11 protein-coding genes are annotated in these 10398 nt (G+C 46.1%); 8 read left to right on the top strand and 3 right to left on the bottom strand.

Features of this window, described 5'->3' with window-relative positions; all coding sequences use genetic code 11:
• The 6 genes from RMO35_RS20800 to hisH form a co-directional block, all read left to right on the top strand.
• On the top strand, positions 1 to 507 hold a 507-nt coding region (locus RMO35_RS20800), incomplete at its 5' end, for a hypothetical protein (RefSeq protein ID WP_309743833.1).
• A gap of 90 nt (positions 508 to 597) precedes the next feature.
• Positions 598 to 1557: a prolipoprotein diacylglyceryl transferase gene (gene lgt / locus RMO35_RS20795; protein WP_309743831.1), complete on the top strand. Its 960-nt coding sequence runs from the start codon at positions 598 to 600 to the stop codon at positions 1555 to 1557.
• Positions 1515 to 1964, top strand: coding sequence for a rhodanese-like domain-containing protein (locus RMO35_RS20790; RefSeq protein ID WP_309743829.1), 450 nt, complete (start codon positions 1515 to 1517; stop codon positions 1962 to 1964). Before lgt ends, RMO35_RS20790 begins: the two co-directional genes overlap by 43 nt.
• 400 nt (positions 1965 to 2364) lie before the next feature.
• Positions 2365 to 3489: a heat-inducible transcriptional repressor HrcA gene (hrcA, locus tag RMO35_RS20785; protein WP_309743827.1), complete on the top strand. Its 1125-nt coding sequence runs from the start codon at positions 2365 to 2367 to the stop codon at positions 3487 to 3489.
• Between the two features lie 36 nt (positions 3490 to 3525).
• Positions 3526 to 4263, top strand: coding sequence for a DUF2834 domain-containing protein (locus RMO35_RS20780; RefSeq protein WP_309743825.1), 738 nt, complete (start codon positions 3526 to 3528; stop codon positions 4261 to 4263).
• Between the two features lie 44 nt (positions 4264 to 4307).
• On the top strand, positions 4308 to 4937 hold the full coding sequence (hisH, locus tag RMO35_RS20775) for an imidazole glycerol phosphate synthase subunit HisH (protein WP_309743823.1): 630 nt from the start codon (positions 4308 to 4310) through the stop codon (positions 4935 to 4937).
• A gap of 431 nt (positions 4938 to 5368) precedes the next feature.
• Here hisH and RMO35_RS20770 read toward each other — a convergent pair whose 3' ends face one another.
• Positions 5369 to 6730, bottom strand: a complete 1362-nt coding sequence (locus RMO35_RS20770) for a glycosyltransferase family 4 protein (protein WP_309743821.1) — start codon at positions 6728 to 6730, stop codon at positions 5369 to 5371.
• Between the two features lie 477 nt (positions 6731 to 7207).
• On the opposite strand from RMO35_RS20770, the gene RMO35_RS20765 reads away from it, so the two are divergent.
• Both RMO35_RS20765 and RMO35_RS20760 read left to right on the top strand, forming a co-directional pair.
• Complete coding sequence (locus RMO35_RS20765; protein WP_309743819.1) at positions 7208 to 8380, top strand: transposase; 1173 nt, start codon at positions 7208 to 7210, stop codon at positions 8378 to 8380.
• 178 nt (positions 8381 to 8558) lie between these two features.
• A complete protein-coding gene (locus RMO35_RS20760; protein WP_309743817.1) occupies positions 8559 to 9140 on the top strand; it encodes a WcaF family extracellular polysaccharide biosynthesis acetyltransferase in 582 nt (193 codons plus the stop codon).
• Here the strand turns inward: RMO35_RS20760 and RMO35_RS20755 are convergent.
• Positions 9111 to 9932, bottom strand: a complete 822-nt coding sequence (locus tag RMO35_RS20755; RefSeq protein WP_309743815.1) for a glycosyltransferase family 2 protein — start codon at positions 9930 to 9932, stop codon at positions 9111 to 9113. The genes RMO35_RS20760 and RMO35_RS20755 overlap by 30 nt on opposite strands.
• A 70-nt stretch (positions 9933 to 10002) precedes the next feature.
• Positions 10003 to 10398: glycosyltransferase (locus RMO35_RS20750; RefSeq protein WP_309743813.1), on the bottom strand; the 396-nt coding region annotated here is incomplete at its 5' end.

Raw genomic sequence — 10398 nt, 5'->3', positions numbered from 1 at the left:
GTTGCGGATAGTCATCGGCTCGTTTGTAGCTATCTGCTACAGCTTGAGGCAATTCTTACTGCCTTACCCGCAACGGCTGGCAGTTCCGAACGTGCAGAGGATCTCTCCCCCCGGACGACATCGATTGCTCCCGCTCCAGTTGCACCCCAACTACCGACTCATCCAGCGTTGGCTGAGGATTTCGATTTATCTGTAGACCGAGATGGTGAAGTATGGGAAGAATGGATTGAAGATGAAGATTTTCAGTTTGAAGCGGGAGCGCCACAGCCCCAGTCAACTTCGCCGATTTCGATTTTACCCGATCGATCTGTACACTCAGTCCGCAGTCCCTTAAATCCCCTCCCACTCAAACCAATTGCGCTCCGCTCGACATCGACATCAGTCAATACTTCCGGCTGGGACAAATTCGCGCCTGAATATATCGACAGCGATGCTGAGTCACAATCGCCACTACTTAGCAGCAGCGATATCGATCGTCTTGACGATTTATTGACGCGAGATATTTAAATCGAGTTAGGCATTCCATATGGGTTGTCAGTAGATCGGCTCAGCGCAAATGTTCGCAGCTAGATCGATGCTTACTTTTCAACTCTGACCTTGCCATTATTAGTCGGGCAATTATTAACTGTTAATGAATTAGATATGTTAGCTGAGTTTCTCAATTTCCCGTTGGGGGTAGCAAATTTATTTGTTACATTACCAGCAAGCCTAGATTTGACAACGATTTTAGGGGCATATAGCGATTGGTTCGATTTCACGCGATCGCCATTGGCATGGACATTTGTGTCGCCAGGAGAAGAAATTTTTCAGGTAGGAGGGTTTCGGTTAAAATGGTATGGCGTATTGATTGCTAGTGCAGTCTTAATTGGTGTTAATTTATCGATGCGCTTGGCAAAATCGCGCCAAGTCGATCCAGAAGCGATCGCCGATCTGGCAATTTGGCTGATACTAGCTGCGATTCCCTCTGCAAGACTGTATTACGTGGCTTTCCAGTGGCCGACTTATGCCCGAGATCCAGCGCAAATTATTAAAATTTGGGAAGGCGGTATTGCTATTTATGGGGCAATTATTGGCGGGACGATCGCGGCAATTATCTTTGCTAAACTCAAGCAAATTTCCTTTTGGCAGTTAGCTGATATTGTTGCCCCATCGCTAGCATTAGGACAAGCGATCGGCAGATGGGGTAACTTCTTTAATTCAGAAGCTTATGGCTCGCGGACAGATTTACCGTGGCGATTATATATTCCTAGAGAAGCTAATTATTTTCACCCAACGTTTTTGTATGAATCTTTGTGGAATTTATTAGTATTTACACTGTTGATGTGGTTATTTGTTGCCGATACTCGCCATCATCGCTTGAAGACAGGCTCGATTTTTTTAGTTTATTTGATTGCTTATGGGGTCGGGAGATTTGGGATCGAAGGCTTGCGAACGGATAGTTTGATGTGGGGTGCGCTGAGAATTTCGCAGGTAGTCAGCTTGGTCGGCATTGCGATCGGTTCCCTCGGTTTACTATGGTTGTACGTGCGCCAGCGACAGTTGCCAGATGTAGCGTGAATATCGCCAACGACAGCCCGCTCGGATTTAGCGCTAAACTAGCTTTACAACTCAGCTATAAATTAATGAATTTTACTGAAATCACTGTGACCGAATTAGCTGCCAAGCTAGCTGCTAATAATGATGAGCAGTGCCAATTTGTAGATGTCCGGGAACCTCAAGAATTAGCCATTGTGGCATTGCCGGGATTTATTAATCTACCATTGAGCGAACATGCCGACTGGTCGCCAGAAATCTACACCCGCCTAGATAAGGATCTCGCTACCTTTGTTTTGTGTCATCATGGGATGCGATCGGCGCAGATGTGTCAGTGGTTGAGCGATCGTGGTTTTAGTCAAGTTAGCAATATTAGTGGCGGGATTGATGCCTACAGCCGTCATGTAGATGCGAGTTTACCCAAATACTAGCTCATGATGGCGATCGAATTTTCCCTCACCCCTGTCTCGATCCTGAAGCTACCAAAGCATACATGGTTCGCTCCGCGCCACAGTTAGCTCGTTAGCGTTGGCGTTGGCTTAGCCTGCCGTAGGCACAGCCCCTGGAGAAAGAGAATCGAATTTTGGTAGCAGTTGCCCAGATCGGTTACGATAGTATTCTCCGACGGGATCGCCCGATTCTCCTTCTCCAGAAGCTACGCCAACGAGCAAATAAGATCTAACCAAAATAATTACACCAGACTTTTTTATTTAGATCTAGTCCGATTGGCAAAAAACTAATCGCTATTCGATCGCCATTCCCAACGATCGCCGACACCGGATCTACTAAAGAACCCCCACAACTCTTAATTCCGTGCAGCGGTATTAGTCTATGTCATTCGATTTGAATCAGCGTCATCAACAGATTTTGTGGGCAACTATTCGTCAGTATATTTCTACCGCCGAACCTGTTGGCTCAAAAACGCTAGTAGATGGCTACAATTTGAATATTAGTCCAGCGACAATTCGCAGTGGATTTGCAACTTTGGAGAAGGCCGGATTTTTATACCAACCCCATACTTCGGCTGGCAGAATTCCTTCAGATTCGGGTTATCGTGTTTATGTCGATCGAGCGATCCAGCCATCGCCGGACATCGGTCGTCAAGTCGCTGGGGCGCTTGCTGACAAGCTCGATTGGGATGGGTGGAGTATCGAAGCCATCATGCGCGGTGCCGTCGAAGTCTTGGCGACGCTCAGCGGTTATATCACGATGATTACCCTCCCTCAAAACCGTCGCTTGAGTGTCAAACACATTCAACTCGTGCGTGCTGATGAGCGCAAAATTATGGCGATTGTAGTGTGGGACTCTTATGAAACCCAATCGTTAATCGTTCAATTACCCCCAGATTTGCCGACTCTCGCCGAAGAGTTGTTCGATCGAGAACTCCAGATGCTATCAAATTTTTTAAATAGTAAACTGCGCGGTAGATCTTTACTCGAAGTATCTCAATTAGATTGGAGCGAATTAATTGGTGCCGAATCTCACCCGGATAATTGGCAGTGTCAGCAATATATCAGTTTGATGAGTAATTCGCTGGTCGATTTATCTAGGCAAGCTAAACCCATTCATTCATCACAGATTATGATTTGGGGGATTTCGGAAGTCCTCGGTCAGCCCGAATTTTCCCAACTCCAACAAGTGAAAAATCTACTGCATTTGTTAGAATCAGAGCAAGACAAATTGTGGGAGTTAATCTTCAATCCACAGATTCATGCCCTCGATCGTCTGGAAGCCCAACTAGACCCGCAGCAGTCTAAAATTGAGATCAGAATCGGCGCTGAAAATCCGCTCAAGCCGATGCAAATTTGTACGCTGATTTCGACTAACTACCATCAAGATTCAGTTCCCGTCGGTAGTGTAGGTCTACTCGGTCCCAAACGGATGCTGTATGAAGATTCGATCGCCTTGGTCAAATCAGCGGCTAAATATATCTCGACAGCAATCAGTCAGGAATAAATCGATCGTCAATGTTTTAGGAGCGTAATAATTTAGATGAGGTCGAATCAACTGATTTTTGGGACATTGTGGCTGCTATTTACTGGCTACGCTTTCTTATTAGCTCCACCCGTTGGCGAAGCCTCTCCTCTGGAGAATCGTAGCGATACACTACAACTAATCATCGATCTGTCCACAGGTAAATGGGACGGTATTAATCCCTTAGTAATTGCCTTATTCAATCTGATGGGCGTGTTACCGATGATTTATGCTTGCCTAATGCTCATTGATGGCAAAACTCAAAAGCTACGAGCGGGACTATTTAGTGCGGCATCTTTCGGTGTTGGTGCCTTTGCGATATTACCTTATCTCGCTTTGCGAGTGTCCGATCCAGCTAATCGCGTTGGCGTAGCCTCTCCCCTGGAGAATCGGCCCAGTGCCAGTCCGATCGAGCGACATGGTATCATCAAACTAGTTGATTCTCGCTGGTTGGGCATCAGTTTGACGATCGCGACGACCGTACTGCTTAGCTATGGCATCAGTCAGGGAAACTTTGCCGATTTTGCCCAACAATGGCAAACTAATCGGTTCATTCATGTGATGAGTTTAGACTTTTGTCTGCTGACATTACTGCTGCCAGTCTTAATCCCAGATGATATGAAGCGGCGGCACTTTGACAACCCGAAATTAGTGAAAGCATTATCATTAATTCCGCTATTTGGGGCACTTTACTACCTGTGTACCCGACCTAATTTATCAGAGTTAAACTCCAATTCTGCGCCGAAAACTGTTTAGGCACTCCCAAAATTTTCACGCTCACTCAGTCAAATTCCACTGCCATGCTAAAAATTGCTGTTGTAGACTACGATATGGGCAACTTACACTCAGTTTGTAAGGGTTTACAACATGCGGGTGCCGAGCCGTTAATTACCCATTTACCATCAGAATTAGCCAGCGCCGATGCGATCGTTTTGCCGGGAGTTGGCTCCTTCGATCCTGCCGTCAAAAAGATTCGCGATCGCGATTTGGAGCAGCCACTCAAAGATATTATTGCCAGCGGCAAACCATTTCTGGGCATTTGTCTGGGTTTGCAAATTTTGTTCGATCGATCTGAGGAAGGACGAGAGGCTGGCTTAGGGATAATTCCCGGCATCGTCCGGAAGTTCCAGCCAGAACCCCATCTAACCATCCCACAAATGGGCTGGAATCAACTCCACCTCACTCAGTCAAACTGTCCGCTGTGGGGGCAAATAGCCCCCGCTGTGTGGGTATATTTCGATCATTCCTACTATGTCGAGCCGAGTGTGTCAACGACGACTGCCGCTGCTGTCACTCACGGTACTCAAACCGTTACCGCCGCGATCGCTCAAGCTAATATTATGGCAGTACAGTTTCATCCCGAAAAGTCCTCTACAACTGGTCTTCAGATCCTCGCTAATTTTGTCCGCACCAGCGAAAGTCAGAAATAGGGAATAGGGAATAGGGAATAGTCCCAGTAGGGTGGGCACTGCCCACCAACTAGGTTTCAGGTATAATACCAAATCCAATTTATCAACACTTCTTGTTGCAGGCACAAACCCGTCGCCCTCACCCCGCAGTCGCCTCCGGCACCAGCTCCCCACTCCCAAACATTGGAGAGGGGTTGGGGGTGAGGGCTAATGGGCTGGGTATGTAAACAGGATTTGGGATAATCTACTCTATAAATAATTACACTCGCCTACTTAGATAGCAAAATAGTGAATAGCCAGTAGGGTGGGCACTGCCCACCGACTAGGTTTCAGGCGTAATTTATTATATGAATAATTGCACCTACCTACTTAGACAGCAAAATGGGTAACTCAATACGAGTTACCCATATGTATCAGAGGACATCTGAGCTAGTGACGATCGATCTGTAGATCTAGGCTATCGATTGAAATAACTCCAAATAATCGCGCGCAATTTTTTCAGATGTATAATTGCTGCGACAATATTCACGACCAGAGCGACCCAGTTCCTGTGCCAGCCGAGGATTTTGGCTCAGGCGGTGTAGATATTGTGCCAAACCGCGAGCATCGCCATTGCGAACGGTAGCACCACAATTAGCTCGATCGAAAACGTCGTTTAGATAAGAGCTTTTGGGGCAAATACTCACGATCGGACGACCGGATGCTAATGCAGAGTATAGCTTACTCGGTGCGACTAAGCCCTCCATTCCCTCACTCACACTCACGATCGATACATCACAAGCAGTTAGCGAATAAGGGAGATTTTCCCGAGATTGGTAAGGTAGAAATAAACAATTTGTCAATCCCAGATCGATCGCCGACTGCTGGAATTGTTTGCGTTTTTCCCCGCTGCCGATAAACACAAATCGAATCGGTGTATCTCGTAGCAAAGTTACAGCGTCAAATAGAGTGTCCATATCATGACAACGCCCCATGTTGCCAGAGTATAGCACGGTGAATGGCTCGACTAGTCCGTGTTCGCGGGCAAACCAGTTATCCTGCTTGGGAATGGGTGCGATCTGTTCGGGATCGACCCAACTGGGAATAATCGCAATTTTCGCCTCCAGACCTGATTGTTTAGCCACAATCCGCTCTTTCATATTTTCGCTCAAGACAATAATTGCCTCAGCATGTTTCCAAGTCAGACGGTTGAGTCGCTCCCAGATTTTGACTAGCCAATGGTGCGGCTTGATGACACCTAATTCGATCGCGATGTCTGGATAAATATCATAGAGCAAACAGACATAGCGAATGCGGCAAATGCGGCTGAGTAGATAGCCTAGCAAGGGTAAAAACGGTGGTGCGGTAGTCAGGACGACAATCTCGCGATCGTTAGCGTGGCGGAGCAGATGGAGCGCTGTCCGCACAAAAAATATCGCGCCAGCAACTGCTTTACCGCGAATGCGCTGGGGCCAAAAGCGGGCGGATTGAGAACGACGAATGCTTAAAGAGTTATGAAATTCCGTACGCGGCGAATCATCTCGCTCGAAGGCATAAGAAGGCTGGCTGGTGAATACATCTACCCGCCCAAAGATCTTGAGATTGTGAGCTAATTCTTCAATAAGTTGACCTGTTGCCGCATAATCTGGCGGAAAAAATTGATTGATAATCTTGAGATCGATCGGGGGATAAGTTTTCAGGGGTGTCAGCGAGTTAAGTTCTGGGGCACTAGGATAATCTTTCCGGGGAATAGGACAAGCCTCGGGAAGATTGATTTTCCTGGAAGACGACATATCGCTAACTTGTGAGGAGGAATGCTTAATGAATAAAGCCATTATTTTTTGTCAGTCTTTTTGCACGGCAGATCGAAAAAGGGACTTTAGTGAATCGAATTATACATTGTGAACGATTAGTGAGATCGAAAATTTATACATATAGTACCCTCATTATGCAATTGAATAACTAAAATCTCTAAAACTTTCGTTTAAGTTCACTGTTCTGAGGATGAGAGTGTTACAGCACAGAAAGCTTTGCGCGAGCGAATAGAGGCTGATGTAGTCTGAATTCATTGTGTGTCATTAACTAGGACATCTTACTATAGTATTCACCCAGAAATAGTGTTTACTATCGCAAAATCAAATTTTATCAGGAGATGGCGGGATGCCTGAAAATCGTGTCGCTTTAGCGCACGGATGAAAGACGACTCGTGCGGCTTCAGCCGCCTAACGTCTTTGAACAATGACAACCCTTGTTCAATCCATTGATTTATGATATTGTATTCGTCACAAGCATAGCCAAACCAATACCCCCTAATGCTCGTATTTGAGTATAAAGTTTACGGCAAATCTAGCCAGTTCAACGCAGTTGAAGAGGCAATTCGGACAGTGCAGTTCATCCGCAACAAAGCTATTCGGCTTTGGATGGATGGCAGGGCAAAGTCTTGTTACGACCTCAATAAATACTGTGCTGTGCTGGCTAAAGAGTTCCCGTTTGCCAACCAACTCAATTCGATGGCACGTCAAGCAGCAGCCGAGCGTGCTTGGGCATCAATTCAGCGTTTTTACGATAACTGTAAAAGTAAAATTGCTGGTAAGAAAGGTTTTCCTCAATTCCAGAAAGACAACCGTTCAGTCGAATATAAAACGTCGGGGTGGGCATTGAGCGATGACCGCAAATCGATTACCTTTACTGACAAGAAAGGCATCGGTAGGTTAAAACTCAAAGGAACCAGAGATCTAAACTTTTACCAGCCCGACCAAATCAAACGGGTGCGGCTAGTAAAGAGAGCGGATGGTTACTTTGTGCAATTTGGCATTTCTGTTGACCGGACAGAGATTTTACCTGCTACTGGTAACACGATTGGATTAGATGTCGGAATTTCTAGTTTCTACACCGATTCAAACGGCTTAGAGATTAAAAATCCTAAGTTTTACCGAGCTGGTGAAGTGAAAGTGAAACGGGCACAACGCTTAGTTTCTCGCAAGGTTAAAGGTTCAAACAACCGCATCAAATCTCGAATCAAGCTAGGTAAGACCCACCTTAAAATAAGCAGGCAACGGAAAGATCACGCTGTAAAATTGGCGCGAAACGTAATCCGGTCTAACGACTTGGTAGCCTACGAAGATTTAAGAGTGAGAAACATGGTTAAAAACCATTGTTTAGCCAAATCGATTTCTGATGCGGGATGGTATCAATTTAGAGTTTGGCTAGAGACATTTGGGCGGATATTTGGACGGGTAACAATTGCAGTAAATCCCGCCTACACCAGCCAGGAATGTTCTAGCTGTGGCGTAATTGTGCAGAAGTCGTTGTCTACCCGTACTCACTCTTGTCAGTGCGGCTGTGAACTCGGACGCGACCATAATGCCGCGCTCAATATATTGACCAAAGCAATAGGCACGGTGGGGCACACCGGAATCTCAATACTAGATATTGGAATCGCTCAGGGAGATTCGTCCTCTACTATCGCTGGTGCAAACCTGTGATAGCAAGATGGGTCATTGAACTGAGAATCTCCCTGCTTCTAGGCGCGACGTTTGTGGGGGAAGCTTCCCCCACAAAGCTCGCTTGTGAGAGTGAGCGAAAGCAAAACCTCACCGAGCTGGGGGAGTGTCAAAGGTGATAATTGAAATTTTCCCGATCGTTAGGTTGAAGTAATTTGTGATGCGGCTGGATAAATATACTGTAGGCAACTATGTCCCAGGGGCACCACTATGGAAGCAAATCGCTTGGTACTACCTGGGATCGCCACTAGTCAGTAGCTACTGGATTCTCAGTTATGAATTTAAGTGCTGGGTACTGCGTTGTTTTGGCGCACAGATGGGACAAGGCATCTTTGTGAAACAGGGTTTGAGGGTGAAATTTCCGTGGCGGCTAGCGGTAGGTGATTTTGCGTGGTTGGGCGAGAATTGCTGGATTGACAATGTAGCAATGGTGACGATCGGTAGCAACGCCTGTATCTCTCAAGATGTGTATCTATGTACTGGCAATCATGATTGGAGCAGTCCGACTTTCGAGCTTAGGGATACACCGATTAACATCGGTGCAGGTGCTTGGATTGCCGCCCGCGCTGTAGTCGGGCCGGGTGTTTTTGTTGGTGATGGTGCAGTATTATGTTTGGGCAGCGTGGCATGTAAATCGTTAGCGCCGATGACCATCTATGCTGGCAATCCAGCCCAACCGCTTAGAGAGCGCAAAATGTCAGCTACTCCAGATCTAGAGTTCCCCGATCCTAACCTCGGCTGACGAACTCGTACTGGCGCTCGATCGCCGATCGCGCAAATGTTCGGCTTCGATGATATGAATACTTAGTAATATCTCAGCTAGGGTTCGTTGGAAAGCATAATACCAACCATGCCAACCATCGAGAATACCGCCTTTGAGAATTAGGCAGTAAATTAACACAATAAATGGAGCAAAGACCTTCCGTTTGCGAATTCGATCGCCAAAACTTAATTCAGATTTAGGCATTTCCAGCAGTTTTTTGGCTTCCATCACCATATAGCGATCTTGCGCCCACAGCCACCGACTGAGCGGCTTGCGATCGTCATGATGGATATAGGCATCCAGACGACTCGATCGACCTTGCAGCTCTAGTAATTGAGTATGACCATCATCAATATAAGTTGCACGATCTTTTCTAAATAAAGCTAATCGATCGGGTAAAATAGTTCCGTGCAAAGGTTTACCAAATACACAGTATTTATAGGGGATAAAGTAACCGTCAATTGCTGAATTATTCAAAGAACTAAATGAATCGATCAGCTCATCTGTCAATACATAATCTGCATCTAAAGACAAGACCCACTCTGACTTAACCTGCTCTAAACCGTAGTTCCACTGCTGGGCATGGGTGTCAAATTTCCGTTGAAATATTTTGATTTGCGGATGAGATTTGAGGATTTCTAGCGTACTGTCCTCGCTAAAACTATCAATGACAATTATCTCCTGCGCCCAGTCAAGTTTTGCGAGCGTGCGCCCGATATTGGGAGTTTCATTGTAAGTCAGAATTAGTGGCGTAATTGTCTCGATATTCATATAGAGTTGGTATAAATAGCTAGATTACTATCGTCAATAAATTCAGGCATTTGTCCTAAGCAGACGACTATTAATTAACCTTCGCTGTTCCTAAAATTGATGGTAGCGGCTGTCGATCGACGATCGTTTGGTAAACTCGAATGAGATCGGCGGCGATCCGATCCCAGTTGTAGTTTTCGATACTAAACTTACGGGCATACACACCCATTTGCTGTGCGCGATGAGGCTCAGTTAGATATCGAGCGAGTGCCTCGGTAATCGCCTCAATATCTAGCTCGGCAATGTAACCAAGCTCGCGATCGCGAACGACAGTAGATAGACCGACACCAGGAGTTAATAACACCGGGGTGCCAACAACCAGAGCTTCTAGAACAGCGATCCCAAAGTTTTCCGAGTGGGAAGTCAAGGCAAATAAGTCGGCTCCTTGAAGTAATAAATCTTTTTGAGTTCCTTCGATAAAACCAAC

It is taken from the genome of Chamaesiphon sp. OTE_20_metabat_361 (assembly GCF_031364565.1).
The sequence above is the reverse complement of the archived record's forward strand: the minus strand, read 5'-3'. Positions and strand labels throughout refer to the sequence as shown.

Coding starts and splice junctions, on each gene's coding strand:
- RMO35_RS20765 (WP_309743819.1), top strand. CDS start 7,208: ATGCTCGTATTTGAGTATAAAGTTTACGGCAAATCTAGCCAGTTCAAC.
- RMO35_RS20790 (WP_309743829.1), top strand. CDS start 1,515: ATGGTTGTACGTGCGCCAGCGACAGTTGCCAGATGTAGCGTGAATATC.
- hrcA (WP_309743827.1), top strand. CDS start 2,365: ATGTCATTCGATTTGAATCAGCGTCATCAACAGATTTTGTGGGCAACT.
- hisH (WP_309743823.1), top strand. CDS start 4,308: ATGCTAAAAATTGCTGTTGTAGACTACGATATGGGCAACTTACACTCA.
- RMO35_RS20760 (WP_309743817.1), top strand. CDS start 8,559: ATGCGGCTGGATAAATATACTGTAGGCAACTATGTCCCAGGGGCACCA.
- RMO35_RS20770 (WP_309743821.1), bottom strand. CDS start 6,730: ATGGCTTTATTCATTAAGCATTCCTCCTCACAAGTTAGCGATATGTCG.
- RMO35_RS20755 (WP_309743815.1), bottom strand. CDS start 9,932: ATGAATATCGAGACAATTACGCCACTAATTCTGACTTACAATGAAACT.
- RMO35_RS20780 (WP_309743825.1), top strand. CDS start 3,526: ATGAGGTCGAATCAACTGATTTTTGGGACATTGTGGCTGCTATTTACT.